This window comes from Rhodobacter sp. CZR27 (assembly GCF_002407205.1).
Lineage (GTDB): Bacteria > Pseudomonadota > Alphaproteobacteria > Rhodobacterales > Rhodobacteraceae > Cereibacter_A.
Genome location: NZ_CP023549.1, coordinates 447,736 through 470,000, shown reverse-complemented (window position 1 = coordinate 470,000; position 22,265 = coordinate 447,736). Strand labels below are relative to the sequence as shown.

General features: G+C 66.3%; 10 protein-coding genes, 1 tRNA gene and 2 rRNA genes (1 of these 13 running past the window's edge). 4 read left to right on the top strand and 9 right to left on the bottom strand.

What is annotated here, in order from left to right; all coding sequences use genetic code 11:
* From CK951_RS18245 to CK951_RS18235, 3 genes are all read left to right on the top strand, one after another.
* A 23S ribosomal RNA gene (locus CK951_RS18245) occupies window positions 1-1,173 on the top strand (it extends 1,695 nt beyond the left edge of the window).
* A 99-nt stretch (window positions 1,174-1,272) separates the two neighbouring features.
* Window positions 1,273-1,387 (top strand): 5S ribosomal RNA (gene rrf / locus CK951_RS18240).
* 78 nt (window positions 1,388-1,465) lie between these two features.
* Window positions 1,466-1,542: transfer RNA gene (locus CK951_RS18235), tRNA-Met, on the top strand.
* On the opposite strand, the gene CK951_RS22015 is transcribed toward CK951_RS18235, so the two are convergent.
* The 4 genes from CK951_RS22015 to CK951_RS18215 form a co-directional block, all read right to left on the bottom strand.
* Window positions 1,499-3,226 (bottom strand): recombinase family protein, encoded by a 1,728-nt coding sequence (locus tag CK951_RS22015; RefSeq protein WP_096787955.1) that lies wholly within the window; start codon window positions 3,224-3,226, stop codon window positions 1,499-1,501. The two genes, CK951_RS18235 and CK951_RS22015, sit on opposite strands and share 44 nt — an antisense overlap.
* Before the next feature lie 701 nt (window positions 3,227-3,927).
* A complete protein-coding gene (locus tag CK951_RS18225; RefSeq protein WP_198402472.1) occupies window positions 3,928-6,273 on the bottom strand; it encodes an AAA family ATPase in 2,346 nt (781 codons plus the stop codon).
* 100 nt (window positions 6,274-6,373) lie between these two features.
* Window positions 6,374-7,207, bottom strand: coding sequence for a GIY-YIG nuclease family protein (locus CK951_RS18220; protein WP_096787640.1), 834 nt, complete (start codon window positions 7,205-7,207; stop codon window positions 6,374-6,376).
* 378 nt (window positions 7,208-7,585) lie between these two features.
* Window positions 7,586-8,134: a hypothetical protein gene (locus CK951_RS18215; protein ID WP_096787639.1), complete on the bottom strand. Its 549-nt coding sequence runs from the start codon at window positions 8,132-8,134 to the stop codon at window positions 7,586-7,588.
* 110 nt (window positions 8,135-8,244) lie between these two features.
* Between CK951_RS18215 and CK951_RS18210 the strand changes: the two genes are divergently transcribed.
* Window positions 8,245-8,427, top strand: a complete 183-nt coding sequence (locus tag CK951_RS18210) for a ribbon-helix-helix protein, CopG family (protein WP_096787638.1) — start codon at window positions 8,245-8,247, stop codon at window positions 8,425-8,427.
* A gap of 921 nt (window positions 8,428-9,348) precedes the next feature.
* Here CK951_RS18210 and CK951_RS18205 read toward each other — a convergent pair.
* From CK951_RS18205 to CK951_RS18185, 5 genes are all read right to left on the bottom strand, one after another.
* Window positions 9,349-10,725, bottom strand: coding sequence for a hypothetical protein (locus tag CK951_RS18205; protein WP_096787637.1), 1,377 nt, complete (start codon window positions 10,723-10,725; stop codon window positions 9,349-9,351).
* A gap of 569 nt (window positions 10,726-11,294) precedes the next feature.
* Window positions 11,295-15,083, bottom strand: a complete 3,789-nt coding sequence (locus CK951_RS18200; RefSeq protein ID WP_096787636.1) for an SIR2 family protein — start codon at window positions 15,081-15,083, stop codon at window positions 11,295-11,297.
* A 267-nt stretch (window positions 15,084-15,350) separates the two neighbouring features.
* Window positions 15,351-18,200, bottom strand: coding sequence for a DUF3427 domain-containing protein (locus CK951_RS18195; RefSeq protein ID WP_198402471.1), 2,850 nt, complete (start codon window positions 18,198-18,200; stop codon window positions 15,351-15,353).
* A 214-nt stretch (window positions 18,201-18,414) separates the two neighbouring features.
* The gene (locus tag CK951_RS18190; protein ID WP_096787635.1) at window positions 18,415-21,150 is read right to left on the bottom strand and encodes a relaxase/mobilization nuclease domain-containing protein; all 2,736 of its coding nucleotides are present in this window, start codon (window positions 21,148-21,150) and stop codon (window positions 18,415-18,417) included.
* Entirely contained in the window at window positions 21,147-21,512 is a 366-nt protein-coding gene (locus CK951_RS18185) for a plasmid mobilization protein (RefSeq protein WP_096787634.1), read from the bottom strand. Before CK951_RS18185 ends, CK951_RS18190 begins: the two co-directional genes overlap by 4 nt.
* Between the last annotated feature and the right edge of the window lie 753 nt (window positions 21,513-22,265).

Sequence of the window (22,265 nt, the reverse complement as noted above, 5' to 3'; positions counted from 1 at the left end):
AAGTTCGCGAGAAGGAGGCCCCGTCTGTGCGCAAGCATGGGCGGGGGGCACAAACCAGGGGGTGGCGACTGTTTACTTAAAACACAGGGCTCTGCGAAGCCGTAAGGCGACGTATAGGGTCTGACGCCTGCCCGGTGCTGGAAGGTTAAAAGGAGAGGTGCAAGCCTTGAATTGAAGCCCCAGTAAACGGCGGCCGTAACTATAACGGTCCTAAGGTAGCGAAATTCCTTGTCGGGTAAGTTCCGACCTGCACGAATGGCGTAACGATCTCCCCGCTGTCTCTGATGTGGACTCAGCGAAATTGAACTGTGTGTCAAGATGCACACTTCCCGCGGTTAGACGGAAAGACCCCATGAACCTTTACTATAGCTTCGCACTGGCATCAGGAATGTGATGTGCAGGATAGGTGGTAGGCATCGAAGCGGGGACGCCAGTTCCCGTGGAGCCAACCTTGAGATACCACCCTTCGCATTCTTGATGTCTAACCGCGGTCCGTCATCCGGATCCGGGACCCTGCGTGGTGGGTAGTTTGACTGGGGCGGTCGCCTCCCAAACAGTAACGGAGGCGCGCGATGGTGGGCTCAGACCGGTCGGAAATCGGTCGTCGAGTGCAATGGCAGAAGCCCGCCTGACTGCAAGACTGACAAGTCGAGCAGAGACGAAAGTCGGCCATAGTGATCCGGTGGTCCCGAGTGGAAGGGCCATCGCTCAACGGATAAAAGGTACTCTGGGGATAACAGGCTGATGATGCCCAAGAGTCCATATCGACGGCATCGTTTGGCACCTCGATGTCGGCTCATCTCATCCTGGGGCTGGAGCAGGTCCCAAGGGTATGGCTGTTCGCCATTTAAAGAGGTACGTGAGCTGGGTTTAGAACGTCGTGAGACAGTTCGGTCCCTATCTGCCGTGGGTGTAGGAGACTTGAGAAGAGTTGCCCCTAGTACGAGAGGACCGGGGTGAACGAACCACTGGTGGACCAGTTGTCGTGCCAACGGCAGTGCTGGGTAGCTATGTTCGGACAGGATAACCGCTGAAGGCATCTAAGCGGGAAGCCCCCTTCAAAACAAGGTCTCCCTTGAGGGCCGTGGAAGACCACCACGTCGATAGGCCAGAGGTGTAAGCGCGGCAACGCGTTCAGCTGACTGGTACTAATTGCCCGATTGGCTTGATCTGACCCGGTAACAGCAAGGCTCGAAACCTCGCTCTGCCCCAGATCAGAAAGCAGCACGACCTGGAACAAGCATAAGCCTGATGTTGTCGTTTCTTCTCCGGTCTGGTGGCCATAGCACGAGCAAAACACCCGATCCCATCCCGAACTCGGCCGTTAAGTGCCGTCGCGCCAATGGTACTGCGTCTCAAGACGTGGGAGAGTAGGTCGCCGCCAGACCTGAAAAGAAACGAAATCTCCAGAACGATCAAAATCATCCGCGTCAGAAGCAAACAATCGCTCAAGACGCAAAACGGCCGCGGGGTGGAGCAGCCCGGTAGCTCGTCAGGCTCATAACCTGAAGGCCGCAGGTTCAAATCCTGCCCCCGCAACCAACACTAATTTGTCAACAAATTCAACGGCTTCGGAAACACCATCCGAGGCCGTGACGCTATTTGCACCGCCCGCTGCCCGTCGCGGGACATCGGCCATCGGCAGTCCCGTCGCCAGGCGCAGGAGGCTCGCCAGCGCCCCGTGCAGGTCGATCGCCAGTTCCGTCTTGCCGTCAGGCCCCATCACTGGCGTCAGCACGATCTTCTCCACCATGGCCCGGATCGCCTCCTTCGCCTCTTCCATCCCCTCCGGTTCCCGCAGCGCCCGGATCAGCGCCCCGATCCGCTCGCGGTAGGCGCCCGACATCGACGGGTGGAACCGCACCGGGTCCGGCGCGGCCTCCGCCGAGAGCTGACGCTCGAGCTCCTTCCGCCTTGCGTCGAGCGCGTTCATCCGCTCCTTCACCTGCTCGACCGGCACGCCGGCGATGATCGCATCCACCAGCTTGGCGTGGTCGCGCTTCACCTGGGCCAGCTCCTTCTCCAGCCCCTTGCGGTTCGCCGTGGCACCCGCCGCCAGCCGGTTCCGCTCCGCGGCGTATTCCTCGCAGAAGATCCGCACCGCCGCCTCGTCCATCAGGTGATGCTCGAGCGCGTGCAGCACCCGGCCTTCCAGGTCGGCCTGCTTGATGACGGTCCGGTTTGTGCAGACCGCCGCACCCTTGCTCCGCGCCGCCGAGCAGCTGAAGCCGTCCCGCCCTTCCTTCGAGACGCCGGAGCCGCAGCAGCCGCACTTCATCAGCCGCGAAAACAGGAACTTCGGCCGCCGCCGGTCCCAGACGGCCACCTGCGTTCCCTTTGACGTCAGCGCGCCCTGCCGTGCCCGAACCCGCTGCCAGAGGTCGTCGTCGACGATCCGCAGATGCGGGACGTCCGTGGTGACCAGGACGTCGCCGGCGTTCGGCCTCGACATCCGCTTGCCGGTGTCCGGATCCTTCCTGTACTGAAGCCGATTCCAGACCAGCCGTCCGATGTAGAGCTCGTTGTTGAGGATCCCGGTTCTGCGCTCGCGGTTGCCGTGCAGCGTCGAGGCGCCCCAGGCGCGGCCCCGGGGTCCCGGAATGCCTTCCGTGTTCAGCGCCTCGGCGATCCTTCTCGGTGACAGGCCGCGCGCGTAGTCCTCGAAGATCCGGCGCACCACCGCGGCCTTGCCCGGGTTGATCGCGCGCTCACCGCCCTCGGTCCGACCCTTGCCGTCCGCGGGTCCCGCGACGACGTCGTAGCCATAGGAATTGCCGCCCGCGACCTTGCCCTGCCGCACCCGGCCGCGCTGGCCGCGCCGGGTCTTCAGCGCGATGTCGCGCAGCTGCATCGCGTTCATCGTGCCCTTGAGCCCGATCTTCATGTCGTCGACGTCTTCCTCGGTGATGGTCCAGATCCGGACGCCCGCGTGTTCCATGCGCTCGTGGAACCGCGAAATGTCCGAGAGCTTGCGCGACAGTCGGTCCATGCCCTCCGACAGCACGATGTCGAACCGGCCGGCCTTCGCGTCGCGCTGCAGCGCCTCGATCCCGGCGCGGAACATGCTGGCACCGGAGGTCGCGCGGTCGCTATACTCGGCTACGACCTGCCAGCCCTGCCGCAGCGCCGCCTCGCGGCAGGATACCAGCTGGTCCTCGATCGAGGCCTCCCGCTGCAGGTCGGTCGAGAAGCGGGCGTAGATCGCCACGCGATTGCCCTTGCTCATGGCGAGGCTCCTTCGTCTGGATCCGGTTCGCTCTTCGGACCCATGATCATCATTTGCATCTGGTCCGGCAAGCAACGGGTGCGGAGTGTTCGACATCCGCGGATCTTCCCGGCACGGCTCCGACAAGTTCCTGCAGCAGCGCCATGCCTCATCGTTGTCGCTCTTACCGCTTCCCCTCCCCGGCCCCCCCAGCCCGGAGATGATCGGCCCGGGCCGCCTCCCGGGCCAACGCGCGGAGAAAGTCCGTGAAGCGCTCCGACGCGGCTGCCCTGTAGGCCGCCTCCGTCAGGCGTTCCGGTGGCGCATCGGCGGGCGGCGGGGCAGAAACGCTGCCGCCCGTCGCCGGCGCGTCGGCTCCGGCCCTGGATCGGGCATGCGTCTTCCGTGCTCGGGCCATCGGCCGAGATGCTCCGCTTGCGGCGAACGGGCGTCCGTTCGCGGGTCTGAGGGTCTGCTGGGGAGGGGATCGAGGACCCGCTCCCTTGCCTCCAGTTTACCCCAGCCCGCGGTGCCGCGAAGCGGCGATTCCGTCTCGGGATCGCCAAGCCTGTGGAAAACCTCCCCGCCCGCTGCCGGAAATCGTCGGAAAACAATGATTTGCGGCGACCCCTCCCGCGACAGGTTCCGCCGCAGCCTCAGGCGGATCGCTGTGAGGAACGAAGAGTGATGGCTAAACCCCGGGTCGGGCTCCCGCTGCCGTCTCACGCGGATCCCTCAGGAGCCTGATTGCCGATCGAGGCCGGGACACGGAGAACTTCGCCGCCGTCCGGTGGGGCGAGCGGAGGGACGTCGGGCGGGGCGATCCGGCCTCCGACTTCCGGATGGAGCGGAGGGGCGTCGGGTCGGGCCGTCCTGCCGGTGCCGTCCGGCTTGGACGGGCGGATGGCGGGCGAGGCCGTCTCGTCGTCCGGCGCCCGTCGCGCCAGCGGCGTGAGCACCTCGGCGATCCGGCCTGCATCGAGCTCGCGCTCGCGCAGCAGGGCCGCGGCCATCCGCTGCAGGTCGTCGAGGTGGCCTCGGATCAGCCGGGTCGCTTCCGCCTCCGCCGCTCCGAGCCGCGCCTCGACGCGGGCGCGGAGCGTGGGATCGGCGCGGAGGTCCACCCGGTCCGGGTCGTGCCAGGAGAGACCGCCGCTGCGTTCGCCATCGTCCTCCGCGAGCCGCCAGGCGGTCTCCATGTCGAGCGCCAGCCGCGTCGCCTGCGCCAGATCGCTGGCCGGTCCCGCGCCGGCGCCGCTCGAGGGTGCGCCGAGAACCAGCCGCTCGGCGACCCGGCCGGCCATCAGGCAGGCCAGCCGCGCCTTTGCCGTCGGGAGGGTGTAGACCGGCAGGAACGGGCGCTCGACCAGGCCGCCGTGCGGCGTCAGGCGGGCGAGCGTCGCCGGCGGCAGGTCTGTGAGGTGGCCGACCACCAGGTGCCCGGCCTCGTGCAGCGCCGCGCGGCGCTCGAACGCGGGATCGGCGGGCGGGGACAGCCGCTCGGCCGACGCGGCGAGATCGGCGGCGGTGAGGCCCCGGCCAGCGGCGCGCGCCCGGCCAGCCGCATCGCGCACCAGCGCCGCCACGTCGGCGCCGCTGCAACCGACCAGCCGCCGGGCGAGGGCGGTGATCGCCTCGACCGCGATCTCCGGCACGGCGCCGAGCCGGGCCAGTTCCGCCCGCAGCAGGTCTTCCAGGCCCTGCCGGTCCGGCAGGGTCATGGCGACCTTCAGGTCGAGGCGGCCCGAGCGGGTGACCGCCGGGTCGACGATCTCGGGGAAGTTGGTCGCCGCGATGACGATGACCCCTTCGGCCAGCGCCAGCCGCGACAGCTGCTCGAGCAGGCCGTTGACGATGCCCCTCTGGTATTTGCTGGAATGGTCGGTGCCGCCGCGGGTCTCATAGGAATCCACTTCGTCGATGAAGAACACTGACGGCGCCCTGCCGATGGCCTCTTCCACCCGCGCGTTCAGCTCGGCCAGGGCATCGCCCTGGTGGCCCATCTTCTGGCAGGCGCTGTAGCTGGTGGCAATCAGCGGCACGCCGGCCGATCCGGCGAGCGCCTCGGCGGCCATCGTCTTGCCGACGCCCGGCGGGCCGGCCAGCAGCGCCGAGGCCGTCACCTGCGACCAGGGCAGGCTGCCCGCCCGCCAGGCGGCGAGATCGGCCGCCATTCGGCGCAGCACCGTCACCGCCTCCGGCTGGCCCTGGAGGTCGTCGAGCGTCACCCGCGGCACCTCGAGGCCGGCGTGGGCGATCTCGCTCAGCCGGTCCGCCACCTCGGTGGCCTCGGCCAGAGCGAAAGCCGCCGTGATCTGCAGCGCACCGAGCCGCGCCAGCGCCTCGCGGTCGGGCAGGCGCGCCCGGACCTCGGCTTCCTCGAAGCTGCCCCGGTGGGTGCGGCTCAGCACCTCGAGCACGAGGTCGGGCGACAGGCGCGGCAGCTGCAGCGTGAGGTTCGCGAGGGCCGCGAGATCGCCGTCCGGCAGGTCGGGCTCGGCGGTGACCAGGATCAGCGGGTGACCGGCTTCGACGAGGCCCGCGAGCTGCTCGCGAAACCGCCGCTTCTCGGTCGCCGTGTCCCGCGGGCTGGTTCCGCCCTTCGCCGCGAAGCTCCGGAGCTTCGGATCCGGCGCCTCGTCCTCGGGCAGCCCGGCACGGGCGCGAAGGTGGCGCAGCAGCCGCAGCGTCACCGCCTCCTCGAGCGGCTTCTCGAAGCCGGGCGCGGGCGGGCGGAGCAGGGTCAGCGTGCCCGGGCGGAACAGGCGGGCGATGTCGATCTCCGCCAGCGTCGCGGCGAGGCCGGCGAGCATCAGGAGCGTCACCGCCTCGCGGCGCGACACCGCCCGCAGCCCCGCGCCGCTGTCGCGTGGCGCCGCGAGGGCGGCGGTGGGAGGCTCGGGGTCGGACGCCAGCCGGCCAAAGCGCGGCCGGTCCTCCGGGTCCGGTGCGCCGAGTTCGGGCAGCTCCTCGGGAAGCGGCGGATCGAGCGCGAGATGCACGGCGAAGACTTCCGCAATCTGGGGCGAAGGGAAGGGCAGGGTGACGGGCAAGACAGGCTGGGTCATCGGAAAACACCTCGGCAGAAAATCCGGAAAAGGCCGGCCCGACGCGATGCCGGACCGGGAGCGCCGGGACCGCCCGGCGAAAATGCGGAAGTTCGTGAGATCAGGCGCCGCGGCGGCGGGAGCGGCGGCGGCGCAGCCCGGCCTTGACCGCGTCGAGCGCCGCGAGGAGGATCGGCTCGAGCGCCGCGTCATAGATCTCGGTCTTGACGTTGATCACGCCGCGGAAGCGCTCGGCCGGCAGCACCGCCCAGGGGCAGCGGCGCCTCAGGGCGGCGTGCAGCCGCTTCTCGGTCCGGAGCGCTGCGGCACCGCTCGGCATCGGCACCACCTGCAGGATCTCGGCCGGCAGGTCGCGGCGCAGCTGCAGCTGGTCGTGCAGCCGGCTCTCGACGTTGTTGGAATGACCGAGCTTCACCGCGACGCCGCCATCGGCGAGGCCGAAGCGCAGGACATAGAGGTTGTTCGGCGCCGCTGGCCAGGCCAGCCCGCAGCCGCCGCAGGTGAACCGTCCCGAACCCATGTTGACCCGCGCCACGCGCTGCTCGTGGCCGCAGGTGTGGCGGTAGAGCCGGTAGCTCGGGTCACCTTGCAGGTCCGGGCCCACGAGCTGCCAGCCCCGCCGCTCCGCCTCGGCGGCTACCTTCGCCGCGTGGCAGGTCTCGCAGCGGACGCCGGTCTCGCCACGCGCCATCCGCTCGACCAGTTCGCGTTGGCGCCGCACTTCGTGGCCGCAAGGCGCGCGGTAGTAGCCGTAGGCGCGGTTCCCCTTGTCGCGGCGGAGGAAGGTGAGCCCGGCGGCTTCCGCCGGACCGGTCCAGCGCGCCTTCAGGCAGTCGGCGCAGCTTGGCTGATGGCTCGTCAGCACGTTGGTCCGCACCACCGTCCGGCCGCCGCAGATCTTGCATTCGAGCACGACGTGCTGGTGATCGCGCACCCGAGTGATCAGGGTGAAGCCCTTGGCCTCGGCGGCCTCGATCCACTGCGGGTGGAGCGGGCCGGGATGGATGGGTTCCGGAACGCCGGAAATCAGGATTGTTCGGTCGTTGAAGATGTATGTCCTTCTGGCAGGTGAGGGGGCAGGAGAGCGAAGGGCGGCGCGGATGCCGCTCCTCGAGAAAACAGAAACGGGAAAGCGAAATCCGGATATTGCGGACGAGGGACGGCGGCAAACGGTGCCCGGGACTCTGGAAGATTGCGGAATTCAGGATCGTCGCGCTCGCCCGAAATCCGGAGAGCCTCCCGGGCCTGCTGACCAGTGCCCGCCAAGTGGTGCGGGCTCGCGAACCGGTTGGCGGGCGGCGGCTGCGTTCTCTCAGGCTGCGCAGGCGATGACGCCCGCGTCGGACTCATTGCTCGGACCCGTGTCCGGATCGTTCAGCAGCCGGCAGAGCGTGCCCATGTGATCGATCGTGACATGGATGAGATCCTCGGCGGCGCGGCCGATCCGCCCGCGGGTATCCAGCCCGAGAAGGGGAAGGCTCACCGCGAGGCAGGCCTGCAGGCGCTCGCGTTCGGCGAGCTCGTTGGTCGCGAGGATGCAGTGCATGAGCCGAGCCATCAGGACGAGCGGACCGTCGGAGCGAAGCAGGACAGGAGCCTGACCCGCGAGATGCGCCGCATCCATCGCGCGGTCGACGGCTCGGCTCGCGTCATCGGCGAGCGCGGGGCAGGCCGGATCGTGCGAGTGCGGTCCGGCCAGGAACTCCTCGGCGTCGATGGCGTCGACGAGCGCCGTCTTCAGCGCAACGAATGCCAGATGCGCGGGCGATACGCGCGGCAGCGGCGCCGGAGCGGGCGGGGCCGCGTGAGGCCCGGGCGCTTTGACACCGCCGGCGAGCGTGATAGGGCTTTTCTCAGCCATGGTTCCATCTCCTCAGAAGATTGGGCTCTGGTTGGCAGGTGGGAGCTTGCATCTCCTGCCTGCCAGACTAAAATATATAAATAAATAATCCATGTCAAGAGGCGAACTGCATGGCGAAGATCGGGCGCCCGCGAGCAGAGGGTGAGAATATCATGTTGCGCCTCCCGCTCGACATGGCGGCCGCGCTTGATGAAGTTCGTAAACAGGAATCCGACCTTCCGACGCGGCAGGAACTGATCCGGCGAATTGTGGCGAGATATCTTGAGGAAAGAGGCGTTCTCAGCGGCGACTGAGTGGTCGAGGAGCGCCGCCGCCCGGACCATGCGCTTCGCATGGCCGCAGATCCCGTGCCTGTGGGTGCCGACTCCGCTTGGCGTAGCACTGGCACTAGCCAGCATGACAGGCGGAGGACTGTCCGTGCGAGGCGGCGGGCGCCGGCCCATGCCACCGCTAGCGTTCTTCGCCAGCCTGAAATGGCGGCGGTGTCCTGTCGGAGTCTTCCCTCACGGTGCTTGTTTTACCGATGTTCAGCGCCCACCTGCCCGCCGCGTAACTGCTGACCTTTGCGCTGCCCTCTTCCGGAAGCAAGCGACTGCCCTAGCTGATGGCCGCCGGCCTGGTTGCGAGCATCCTGATTGAAGCCGCTCCGTTGTGGGCCTCCTGATCGACGGTCGGCAGAACCCGCTGTGACGCACACCCAGTTGTTCCGAACCGACATCTCCCTACGCGGCCCGCTCCTTTCCTAGTACCAGTACCTGTGTCTGCCGCTAGCGCCACCAACGTCGGCGTCGCGATCGCCAACATCCTGCTCCACCTCGTCCTCGGCTTCATTGCCGCCGACATACACTCGCTTTGGCCGATCTCGAGCACCAGGCTGAACATCGTCTCTGTCCCGGCAGCACACGCATGCTGTGTGTGGAATCTCGTGCTGCATTAAACTTTCCTGCTGGAGGTCTCGATCTACGCCGGAGCTTGCAACGCGGCCGCGGCCGCGGCCGCGGCCCGGAGCGAGGCGCGTATCGGCTTAGGCAGCAAACCGGCCGCGCCTCGCGAGGTTGCGAGAACCAGAACGGCCCTTAACGGACGTTCGTCGGCGCACGAGTTCCGCGGCGCAGCTTCGCTGAAGCGGTCGTTCGCCGCCAGCGCACCCTATAGGGCGCGTGTTCGACACTGACTGGAATTTACGCCGAGTGTAAATGCCTTGGAAACTGAAGTCAGAGTTTGCTGGCAGAAGCACGTCGGGTACCGTCCACAAAAATGACAGGAGATACCTGCTCACCTCGTTCGGCGGCTTCATTCTTAATTTGCAGGAGCCGTGTGTCTTTCTCGCCCATCTGGCCCACATCGACTACGACATAGAAGCCGTGCAACGTTTCTTCTGCAGTCTTGTAGGCCTCCAGCTGCTTCGTATAGCCGCTGACGAGCTTCCCGTTACGGGACAGCTTGATCTCGACCAGCACCCGGCCCGCGTACCCTTTCGACACCTTAAAATCGACCGGGCCATTGCCGGTATCGGCTTCGGGTGTAAGGTCCAGATCGTTGGCCTTGCAGTAGGCATGGGCGGCAGCGAAAAAAAGACGCTGCGCAGCCTTCTCCGGTCGCGGCTCGCCTGCGTGATATAGCTCTTCTGAGAACCGCCGGTCTTCGACTAGGAACCGGAATTGCTCGATGATCTGCTCGACTACACTCACGACCCCGGCGTAATCAAAGCTGGGCGGTTTTTTAATCGTCAGGGGCACCTGATCCGCAAGCGTCGCTGCCAACCTGCGCCAGAACATCTCCCCGAGCGGGTCGCCTGATAGGTCGTAGGGCCGGGGCTTGGCTCCCTTTATCATATCTAGGAAGGTCTCGAATTCCTCTCGGCTGGTTAGCGCCCACCGGCGCAACTTGCCCTTGTCCTTGCGGCTCCGGACTTCCCATAGCTTGGCGATCTGCTCGTTCACTCGGCTTCGTAGCTGTTCGTTTTCCGAGGCTGCGTCGGCAACTTCCGACCAGTCCGTGGCCACGGGGAGATGGCGGAGAACGTCGGCAGGAACTAGAATGACCGGCCCGCCATCAGGCAGGTATGGGTTGACCGGCAACGTGGCCTCGTAGGCCTTACCGTTGCGAAGCCTGAGCTGCATCGGCTTCCCGGGTACGCCTAATTCGGCGAGCACACGCGTATTGAACCGAAGCAGATCGCCTAGGATGACGTTCGTCGTCATATCGCTGATGCGATCTGGGCCGACGCCTTCTTCAAACAGCGCCATCGCAACGAAAAGGTCGGGATCGTCCACGCCCAACGAGACGATTTGCCGAGCCGTCTCGATGAATTGGCCGGTCATGTTTGTGCCCGATCCACTGCCCGACACGGACTCAGCACCGTATCCTAGGCAGGTCCACTTGATCTCGGGGAAGGACAGCAGGCGCTGCGCGCTACGCCAGGCAACATCGGTTGGCCCGGTCGCCTTGCTCAGAAACTTTATAATGGTCGTGAAATGCTGCTCGTATGTTCTCCGCGACCCTTCTGCGATTTCTGGGTGGCTGCTCTTGTCAAGCATTAGAGGGTCGATGAACAGACGCGTATCAACATTCAGCGTCGGATCGAGCACCCCGGCCTTGGCAACCGCTTCCGAAGATACGCCAAAGTGATCGGAGAAGCGCTCCGGATTTCTTCACTTACTCATTGACATTTCACTAAACTTACACCCCGCCGCAATCTGTTTAGCTGGTGACTGCTGAGTCCTTCAGGATTCCTGAACGATCTTGCGGGACTGCAATTGGCATACGCCATAAATTACGGGCCACCGCAATACAGCGCTGCCGGCCCAGTTATCCGCCGCCTCGCGGTTCCATTACGGTCATCTTGCGGCTTGTCTTACCGTGCTTCTCCGTCACACAGTGACCGCTGATCGCGCTGCAATAACTGCCGCCTCCTGGCTTCTTTGCTATTCTCGTAGTCTCCACATGATGTGTGACTGATCCCGCGCATTCATCATATCTATCACGAAAAGGCGCGAAACACAAAGCGAGATCCTTATTCGGTGGCTGAAGGCTGCGTTGACGCTGATCTCTTGCTGACCGTCGGCCAAGATATCAGCAGGCTGAGGCCCGCTTTCGGGGCGTGGCGCATCATTCTTGACCTGCCGCAAGTCCGCTTTCCGCCCTTCTTTTAATAGGCTCACCGGCGCCGTAGTTCTGACAGGCGGGGATCGGCCTTTGTTTCGCCTGCCTCGGCAAGAACGGCGAGAATCTCCTCGGTTTTGTACGGCCAGAGCGTCGGGTCCTCGGCGAGGATTGCCCAGAGGAGGTCCAGAGTGGCGGTGGGATAGATCAACACTGGATGACCCTTGGCATCCGTGCGGCCCACGAAAGCGTGCAGCATTCCGCCCCTGACTGGCACTAACTTTGGCAGGACCACTTGCACAAGCTCTGCAAACAGGTCGCCGCTCGCAAAGACGAGATTGGCGAGCCGGATCGACATTTCCGGCGTCCGTACCGCTCGGTGCCTCGGCCAGACGTCTGTGAGGAACGGGATTAGGCGCGCACGCCACTTGGACTCAGGATCAGCCGACCAGTGCTCTAAATGCTGCAGCACCTGCCCTCGTAGGTCGTCATCGCTCTCGATGAGGATCTCGCGAAGCTCGGCGCTCGTGACGAGCTGTTCGGGCGGTTTGGCGCCAGCGTCATCGCTCCAGCCGCTCAGCAGTAAGCCAGCGATGACATTAGCCTCGGCGCGACGACGCTTTGGCGATTTGGCCCGCGCGAGAAGTCCCGCCTTCAGGCGTGCGTAAAGCGCTCGGCTCGGCACCCTTGCTGCCCAGAGGATGCCATCCCACAGAGCGTCTCCGTCCTCGCCCTCGTCATCCACCACTTTCAGCAAGTTCGCCGTGGTCCAGTCGGGTGCAATGTTGAACAGCCAGTTGATTTGGAAACCGAGCATCACGAGCGCATGGCGGCGCATATCGCCGGGCAGCACAAGCAACTGCTCGTAACGGCGTGTCCACGCCTCGGAGAAGCCTTGGCCAGGATCCCGGCCTTTGCTCGATGGGTCCTTCATCAGAAGGCTGGCGAGCTTGCCGGCGGGAGCGTTCAGCGCGTCGTTCGCCCAACTGCTATCGACGCGGTGCTTGCGGTCGTCGTCCCGCAGAGGAAGTGCAGCCATCAGCGGGTCCCACAAGCGGTCCAGAACACCAGTGAGCTCGCCGAATAGCCGCTCACCCAAGCCTTGCAGCCATTCGGTCACTGGATAGGCGATGGTGCTGAGGCTAGCAGGCGGCAAGGATGCAAGACGGCCGCCGATCGCTCTTACGAGCCGCGCCCTGTCGGTCTTGCGCTTCTCGGCGTAGAGGAAGGCCTTCCAGAAGGAGACCGGGACATCCCCTTGGCGCGCGGCATCGGTGAGCGCCGCGAGCGCGCGGGTGGGCCTATCCTCGGCCAGGCCAGCGAATGGGCGGCGATCGAAACTTTCGAAGACGTCAATGCGGCTAGCTTCTCGAGCGCGCTCAAGGATCTCGCCGATCGGCACATTGTAGAGCACCTGCGGATCCGCTTCCGTTCCAACGCTTCGAACGACCGGCGCATGCGAGTTTGCGGCTTCCTCACCGGAGCGCTCTGACCATCCTTCCGCAATCCGACGAAGCGCAGCCATTTCCGCTTCGACGTCGAATGAGAACGTTAGCCCTTGGCGCGAAAGCCAATGCAAACGATCGAGCCGACGATGAGCCTCGGCCCGCGCCTTTCCGCCGGGCGTGCTCTCGGGCCAAGGGAAGGAGGAGGTTAGGATGCGCTGCTCTACTCGAGATCGATCCTCTGGCGAAAAATCGGGCCATCGGTCGCGGATCGCGTAGAGAAGGTCGCGCTGCTGCTCAGAGCCCCAGAATATACTGTCGGGAAAGCCGAGCAAAATGTCCGCCGCCTCTGTTGCTGAGACGATCCTCTTGCTCGCTGCCCAGATGCGCAGACGGCCGAAGATATAGTGGTCGCCTCCTGACCAAAGGGCGATCTCGCCACGCGCGCGCTCGGGCGCAATTTCCACCAGTCGTTCCATAAGCTGGAGGAACAGCGCGATCAGACCAGTGATGCCAAAACTATCGTAGGCAATCGGAGGGGCGCCGTCGTCCTGCCGTGTCGTCTCCATATAGACATAGTCGTGGCCGGAGATTTCGGCCTCCAAGGAACGGGCCAAGTCGAGGTTCTCGCGAAAGCGCGTTACGGCGTAAGCGAGCTGCTCGTCGGGTATCGGCAGCAGTTCGTACGGATGCGGATAGTCGACATCGTAATAGACTACCGGATTCGGCCGGTCGCTGTCGGTCCAGATGAGAGGATGCTGCGCGTCGAACCTACGAGTGACCTTCAGCCTAGGGAGAAACAGCTGCGCATACTCACGCACTCGCGCTTCTGACCAGCCCTCGCGCGCGACCAGCTGACCGAGCTCGAAATAGCCTTGGTCGGGTTCCGCCCGGCGATCGGACCAATTCTCGATCAGGTAGCGCCAGCCGCGCCAAATGTCGTCGGGCCAGCGGTTTGGTTCCTGGCGGAGCGCGGCGTCGATCACCTCAGATACGCGAGGGTGGAGGGGACCACGCGCCGCGGCCCACCACAGAGCAATCGGCTGATGGGCGACGCGGTGGAACCAGATGCCGAGGTGGCCGAGGCGCGTGCTGAGCGCTCCGCTAGTGTTCGCTTCGCCGCCACAGAAATGGCCGACTCCAGTAGTCGGCGCATCCTCCTGATCGAAACGTGTTGGCGCGAAGGCGCTCCACGAGTCTTCGGGCACTTGGCGCTCTTGAAAGTCATTGTCTCCGTCAACTGGCCGCGGCGGTGTGTCGAAGTCGAGCGATAGGCTTTCATAGGGATCGATCCGCCCGCTGACCTCACCGTAAGGATCGATGGGACCCGGTTTGTCGAAGCGTTGGCGCGGATCGAGCGCGAGCAGCCATGATGCCGGTAGAGGCGTGTCAGCGACGCTCACACGCCGAACGCCCTCTCGGGTCGAGAATACATGGGCGATTTGACCACGGATATGCGGATCGAGTGCGGCGGGTCCCGCAGCCGCGGTTTCGAGTAGCTTGGCATACCAGCCATCGACATTACGCGCGCGCTCCGCCCAAGCCGCAAGGCTATTCCAAAGCGGGTCATAGCCTTGGCTGTTATCGAACGGGATAGCTCGTACGCCGCGGTGCTCCCAAAGCGCGGCATCGTCGGCATTGTTCCCCGGCTGGAATGCGAACAGCCGGCTACGACTACCTGCGTGGAGATTGAGCGCTTCGAGCAGATACTGGACGGGTGGATCGTCGGCGCCGTAGCCGACGAAGACGATCTGGTAGCGCGCAAGCAGCGACTGCATGAAGCGGGCCGCCCAGCCATCGGATAGATAAGCGCGGCCAAAGTCGGCACTGGAGACGATGAACTCCTCGTCGCCCGGACCTGAGTAGTCGGCATTCACGCGGCCGTGGAGATGAACAATCCCGCCGAAGCCGGCGCCACGGGGATCGGGTAGCACCGGCGGTCCGGAGCAGGCTATGTCGGGAGCCGCCAACTCGAACAGCAGGTCGAAATTGGTGGTGATCAAACGGACCGTGCCATCTCGGCCGCGAGACAGGTCTATCAGAATCTGATGCGCGCTGAGGTCTGGATCGTTCGGCGGCTGAATGGCACGCGCTACGGCATTGTAGACATCGCGCTTCTCGAACTCGCGTTCAAGCAGGCTGAAGATGCGATCCGTGGCGATGAGCCCGCCGACGCCGTTAATCGGGTCAAGTCCCTTAATTCGGTGGAACAGCTTGCGGGCGAGGCTTCTTTCGCTGGCTCCAAGGAGATCGATGACATCGCCGCCTAACTTGAGAAAATCCGGAAGGTTTGCGCGGTGGCGGGAAACTCCTGCGCCGCAGAAAAAGATGACGTCGCCCGCGTCGCGCGCGATCAAGAGATCATCTGGAATTGAGGGGCCGTTGGCGAAGAAGCGCATAAGCGACTATTAACTCGGATCCGCTGGTCGTACATCACCGAATCTTGCAAGCCCTCTGGTGTCAGTGCGGTAGACGCCCGTACACGCCGAGATGGGCGCTGAGCTGCTACCCACACCGTGGGTGCGAGTTGCCGGTATCGTTAAATTCTGTGGATGCGATGCGGCAGCGGCGACAGGCCGCTCTCCGCCCTTCTCGTCCGGACACTGGGGGCGCCCCTGGATGGTGGGCGTGTCTGCGAGACATTGGCAGCAATGTGTGAGGGGGCCTCAGTCCGAGGCGATGCCGAGCCCGGGCCACATGTGCGGGGGAACGGGCTCCTTCAGGCGCCAGGTGACGGTAATCGGTTTTTCGCCTTCCCAGCCGAGGAACTTGGGCTGGCCGCAATAGAGAAACGGAGCCGCCTTGCCGTTTCTGAGCTTCCCTGATCGGACAAAGAGGTGGACGCGCGTGCCGGGCTCGGTTCCGGCCAGCATCCTGCCGATCTGGCTGTCACGACGGGTTTGGGTCTGGCTTTGCCACTGCATGCGGTCGGGCGCGAGGAAGCGGTCCTCGTAGTGGTTGCCAGCGGAGAGGCTGCCCTTCTTCAGGGTCGTCAACAGGATTAGGTCGTGTCCCAGCCGTACAATCCCGGCGTTCCAGCTGCCGGTGTTGAAGTTGGCGCCGAAGAGCGGCGGGATCGCCTCGCGCAAGTACTCGCGCCAGAGCTCGGGACCCGCCGTGATGAACGGTGTCGCAGGCTCTTGCAGCACGGGTTCCCGCAGTTGCCCGGCGCGCCACTCGAGCAGTTCGGCGATCATCGCCGCCGCGGTGCCGTCCGGGTCCGGTCGGGTCAGGGTCAGGCGGCTCCCGTCGCGGCGCAGGAGCGGGTTCAGGGCCCAATAGGCCAGCCCTTCCTCCGACGCGCTTCGGCCAGGGCGGAGGGTTTCCAGCGCCGCGATCGCCTGGGGCGTCAGTGCCCGGTCGGTCTCGATCTGCCGCAGCAACCCCGCAACCGTGGTCTGCGCACGCGGATCGACCGGATCGCCCATGTCGCGCACGAAGTCGAACCAGCTGCCATGCCCGGATCGTGCCGGGTCGAAACCCATGCGGGCGATCTCGGCCGCCGTCGGGCGCTGGCCGTGGCGCAGGCGGAAGTCGCGGTATTGCGCCTCGAGGTCCTCCATCCCCGACTTCGGCCGCAGGAGATCGCGCAGGATCTCGATCACCCGCAGATCGTAGGTGACGCTGCATCCCGGCGGCAGCGCCAGCGTGCCGGAAGCCGCCTGCTCCAGCCGCTGGGCCAGAGATCGGTCGCCGGGGCCAGCCACAAGCAGCGCGCGCAGCTTGGTCAGGAAGACGCGGTGGTTGCCGATGTAGTCGATGACGCGCAAGAGCTTGCCCTCGACCCGCCGCAGCCCCCTGCCCAGTTGCTGGAGCCAGAGGATCACGCTTTCGGTCGGGCGCAGCATCATCACCGTGCCGATGCTCGGCACGTCGACGCCCTCGTTGAACATGTCGACCGCGAAGAGGATGTCGATCTCGCCGCGGCCCAGCCGGTCGAGCGAGGTCGCCCGCGGCGCCGATCCGGGGCCGGAATGGACGGCGACGGCCCGCAGGCCGTGCGCCTGGAAGAAGGCCGCCATGAATTCGGCGTGCCGCACCGAGCAGCAGAAGCCGATCGCCGGGCCGTCGCGATGGCGGTGGAACTGGTCGAGGGCGTTGCGAGCGCGGGCTTCGGTCGCCAGTGCCGCCTCCAGCGCCTCGGGGTCGAACTGGTTCGACCGCCACGGGATCTGGGCATAGTCCACCTCGTCCGGCACGCCGAGGTAGCGGAAGGGCGACAGGAGTCCAGCCTCGATCCCTTCGAAGAGATCGCAGTGATAGACGAGGTTGTCCCCACAGAGCGCCAGCAGATCGGCCCCGTCCGACCGATCCGGCGTGGCGGTCAGGCCCAGCAGGAACCGCGGGGTGAAGTGATCCAGCAGGCGGCGATAGCTGGCTGCCGAGGCGTGGTGGAATTCGTCCACCACGATGTAGTCGAAGGTGTCCGGCGCGAAGCGGCGCAGGTGGTTGGCCCGACCCAGGGTCTGGATCGAGGCGAAGAGGATCTCGGCGCCATCGTCCTTCTGGGTGCCGTCGTAACGGCCGAACCGCGCCTCGGGGCGGACGCGGCGAAAGGAGGACATGGCCTGGGTCAGGATCTCCTCGCGATGCGCGACGAAGAGGACCCGGGAGAAGGGCCGGCTGTCGAACGCGGCGAGCCAGGTCTTGCCGAGGCCGGTCGCCAGCACGACGAGACCGGTGCAGTGGCCCGCCCGCCGGGTCGCCGCCAGCGCGGCCAGGGCGGCGCGCTGGATGGGGTGCGGCTCGGGCGGCGGCGCGTGCGGTTCATCCGACACGATGCGCTGCGCGAGATCGGTCAATGGTGTGGCGCGGCGCCGGGCGGCATAGGCGGTGATCCAGTCGGGCGTCAGCGGCCGCGTCTGCGGATGGGCCAGCAGCGCCTCGAAGGCCGTGGCCACAACGTCGGCGGCGCCTTCGGAATGCAGGTTCCATTCGATACCGCTGGTCAGCGCCGTTCGCGACAGGTTGGAGCTGCCGACGATCGCCGACCCCTGCCGGTCGGTGGCGCGGAAGAGCCAGGCCTTCGGATGGAACGACCCGGTGCCGGTTTCGAACACCCGCAGCTGTGCGCCCTCGAGATCGGCCAGCCGACTCAGCGCCGCCGGCTCGGTCACGTCCATGTAGTCGCCGACGACGATCCGCAGCCGACCGCCGCGGCCGAGCAGGTCGCGGAACCAGGGCTCGACGAGCTGGACGCCGGACTCCATGGCGAAGGCCACCGCCAGATCGACGCTGTCGGCGCGGTCGATTCCTTCTGCGATCAGCGGCAGCAGGGGGTCATCGGCGCCGGTGGCGAGGCGGCTGACACTGGCTTGTGTCTCACGCAGGACAAAGTGGCCGTGCTCGGTCGTGACGGCAAAGCCCCTGGCTCCCGCGGCAAGGGCTTCTCCCATTTTTGCCAGCAGCTGGAATTGCTCTGCCGAGGTCAGGTTAGACCAGCTTCCGACATGTCGCGGGGCGGCCAGCGGGCCGGGCGATTGGCAGATCGGGCAATCGGGCGACGGATCGGACAAGGACAAACCTCAAGCACCGGGCCAGGTTAGGGATTTTTGTCAGGGTGTCCAGGAGGAGACGCGGCCGGACCTGCCCGTCCGAGGCCGTGCGAGCAAGGGGAGTCGGACCCCATGGGGATAGCCGGTGAACGGCGGCGGGCAGCGTGGTCCAAGCCCTTGACGGCCCCGAGCGGCAGCCTCGGTGGCGATGCGGGTAGCCTGTCTGAACGCCGCATCAGTCGAAGCCGGGTGACGGACAGCCATCCTGGGGCGGAGCGGGCAGGGGAGCCTGCGACGGGTGCGAGGGGCTGTCGGCTGGTGGGTGTAGAGGGCGGGTCCTCTTCGTTGCGTTCAGCGCCTCAAGCCAATCCTTGCAGATCCGGTTCGATTCAGCGACTTGGCCCGGCGGGGCGAGCCGCCGCGCGCTGGGGACGATGGTCACAAGGCGCGCGTGCAGCGTCTCGCCCGCCAGGTCGGCGTCGAAGGCGCCGAACACGCGGCGGCCCTCGGCCAGTCGGGCCAAAGCCCGTACCGTCTCCGGGCCGAAGCCGCCGCCGGTCGAGACGTAGATCGTGTCGGTGCGGTTCTCGATCTCGGCCACCGCGAGGGCGTCGAGGCCGCCTTCGCAAACCACCATCCGAGTGCTGCCGCGCCGGTCGCCCAGAACGCACAGCGACTTCCGGCCGCCCTTCGCGAACCGCGCCCGGTTCTTCGCGCCGTCCTTCTCCCAGCGCTGCTCGAAGCCCTGGATGTCGCCGCTCTCGAGGTTGCGGTGGGCGAAGAGGATGCCGCCGAACGGGCCGCGGCGCAGCTCGGCCGCGAAACGGCCGAGGGTGCTGCGCGCGATACCACGGACCTCGGCATAGGTCCCGCGCCGCCCGAGCATGCCCGCCTGCTCCCATCGCTGACGGGCCGCGGTGTGGTCGTGATCCTCGGGATCGGCGGGCACTGCAGGAACCGGACGGCCGGCCGGGGCCGGCACCGGGGTCGTTCCGGCCAGCTGGCGCAGAGCGGCGCGGGCGTGGCCGAGGCTCCGGCCCGGGTTGTCGAGGCGCCAGAGGTCGAACACCGATCCGGCCCTGCCGCTCTTGTTCGACGTCCAGAGCCAGTGGCCCGCCTTCGTCAGCGTGCATTTGATCGTGTCACCACCGCGCTGGTAGATGCGGTAGCGCCGACCCTGCCGGTCCGAACTGTCGGGATGCGTGGCCGAGACGTCGGACCAGCCGCCCGCCGCGGCTATCATGCCGATGTCGAGGCGCTTCAATTCGTCGAGTTCCCGTGCATCGTTCTCGCGCAGTTGGCGTTGGATGCGGCGGGCACCAGCGGGATCGGAGTTCGCTGCGTCCGGTGCCGGCTGCGGCTTCGGCGCTTTCCGCGCGTCGGGCAGGCTCGCGAGCAGGCGGTCGCGCACCTCGCGGACCACTCGCCGTTTCTCAGTGGCGGCCGGCTCACGTCCAGGCCCGATGACATCGATCACCGCCTGGGCCTCGGCGCTGACCTCACGTTTCTGGTCGGCGACATGCTTCCGAGCAGCGGCGTTGTCCCGAACGGCCGCCTCCCGGTCGGCCTGGTCCTCCAGATGCGCCTGCCGCGCCGCCTCGGCGTGGTGGTCGATCATCGGCCGGATCGCCTGCCACCGAGCGTAGATCCGGTCCGCCTCGGCCTGCACCTCCGGCGGAACATCCATGACCCGCAGGCCGGCCGCCGCCGCCTCGAGCGACATCTGCCTGATGTAGTCGGCATCCTCGCCGGAGGGGACCACCGTCGTCCAGCCCTTGGCCTTCGCCATGGCGATCATCGTCGCGCGGGCGGCTCGGGTGGAGGCGGAGGTCGTCAGTTCCGGCCCGTGATCGCGCACCGTCGTGCCGTCCCGGAACGCGATCCGCGGCGGCTTCTCGTCGAGCGCGACCAACCGGATGTCGCGGGCAATGCGCGGGTCGACGTGGATGTTGACGTAGAGGCGGCGCAGCAGGGTCACCTTGAACGCCGCCGCCCGGGTTGCCTTCTCGTCCTCCGGCGCCGGTGCGCCTGCAAGACCGATCGGGCTGGCGGGGACGGGGTGATCCAGGTGGGCATCCGCGTCCGGTTCCGGATCGCCGACTGCTGGGACATGGGGTCCGAGGCGCTTTTCCATCCGGGAAAGCGAGAACCACGCCCCGAACGAGCTGGCCTTGGCGTATTCCGTCGAGCCGACCAGGTGGACCCGGGCGCCCGAGCCAAATGGCTCGTAGCACAGCCCGAGCTCGCGCAGCGCCAGATGCAGGGTCGGCCAGTCCGCGGATCCCTCCACCGCCGCTCGCACCTTCGCCTTCAGCGGATCGGGGAGGCTGTGATCGAAGGTCTCGAACCCGGTCCGCTTCTCGGTGCGGATCTCGGCCGAGGTCTTCGGGCGCCGCCCGGCCTCGCGGTCGGCCCTGACCTTGTCCCAGTGCGCGGCGGGCTTCGGCAGCAGCTGGGCGACACGGCGGCCCTCGGTCACGACGACCGTGAGGTCGAAATGGCCCCGGTCGTGGCTCCAGCCCTGGTCCAGCTCGATTTGGCGGCAGGCAAGCTCGGCCTTCTCGTGGTCCTTCGACTTCGACCAGACCTTGCCCGTGACCGGATGCACGGTGTTGATCACCGCATGGATATGGCATCGCGGCGTATCGCGATGGGTGCCGATCACCGCCTGGTGCTCCTCAAGCCCGAGGCTGCGGATCAGCTGGTCCATCGCCGCGACCTGCTGGTCATCGGTCGGCCGCTCATGTTCGTGCCAGGAGAGGACGAGGTGGTAGTAGGGCTTCCTGACCGTCTCGGACAGCTCGGCCGTCAGCCGCATATCCGCCGCCGCGTCCCGCCAGTCGCGGGATGCCAGGTTGCGGAGTTCGACGCGGGAGGCTTTCTGGCAGACATAGTGAACGCCCGGCTCGAACGCGTCCGCTCCGGCACCGGAGCCCGGTTCCCCGGGCACCTTGATGATCTCGCAGATCACCCGAGGCTCCCGCGGATAGCGCGGCCGATCCCCTCGACCGCTTCCCGCAGTTCCTCGAGCACCCGCTGCTCGACGGGACCGAGAACCGCCACACGCCCCGAGTTGATCGCCCGGGCGACCTGGTTCAGGTTCGACCCGATCCTTCCGAGGTGACCCAGAAGCGTGATGGCGTCCTTGCGCCGGATGCGATCATCGGCTTCACCAAGGATCAGCGCGGAGAGATAGTCCTGCGCGGTCTCGAAGCCCGCGATCTCGGCGCGGATCTCGAAGCGGCGCATCTGCTCCTCGGTGATCCGCTTCGTCAGCCGCACTGTCGTTCGACGGGAGTTCGAGCGGGGTTTTCCATCTCCGGGGCGGGCCATGCCTTGTCTCCTTGACCTCAATCGACGGAGTCTAGGCGACGGCTCCGAAAATCCTTTCACGCCCCTTCCCTCTACCGCCCCCTTCCCCTGAGGCGCGGAGGGGCTTGCCCCCGACAAGCCTCGGCCTCATCCGTTCGGCATGTCCATGGAACGGCAGCTCGAGGACCGGAATCCGGATGGGCTCGCCCGGACCGGCGGGTCTCAGCCCACGGTGGGCATGACCTGAAGAAATGGATGCGCTTGAGCTGATCGGGCTGGTCTGCCGTGGCTCCTTGCGCGTGGCCCGTTTCGTCCTCGGGTAAAACCTGTCATGATGCGTTACCCCCACCACGGAAAGGGTTGGCCCTGTCTGAAGCAGGGTATGGGGACGGGTTCCCGTCCCCCGGCTGCACGCAGCCGCCCTGTTCCCGATCATCGGCGCCGCTGAGGCGGCTACTCCATCGGGAAGAGATCAGCCCTTCGGCGCGCATCGTTATGCGCTTCTCGGGTGGGGGAGGGGGCGGTAGGGGAGGGAATGGCGATTGGAGCGGTTCTATCACTGCCAGGTTCCGGCGGGCGCTGGAGTCGGTCCGAGATCGGAAGTACCGCCAACCTTGCCACGCTTGAACACTTGTCCACGGTTGTGACCGAGCACCCGTTAGGTCGGCGGGCACTGTAAGATGACGTTAGCCAAAGACGCTGCGGCATCGGGAATGGTGGGCGTGTCGAAGGATGCCGTCCTCATACTCGGCCGAAGCCGGACCTGGTTTGCCA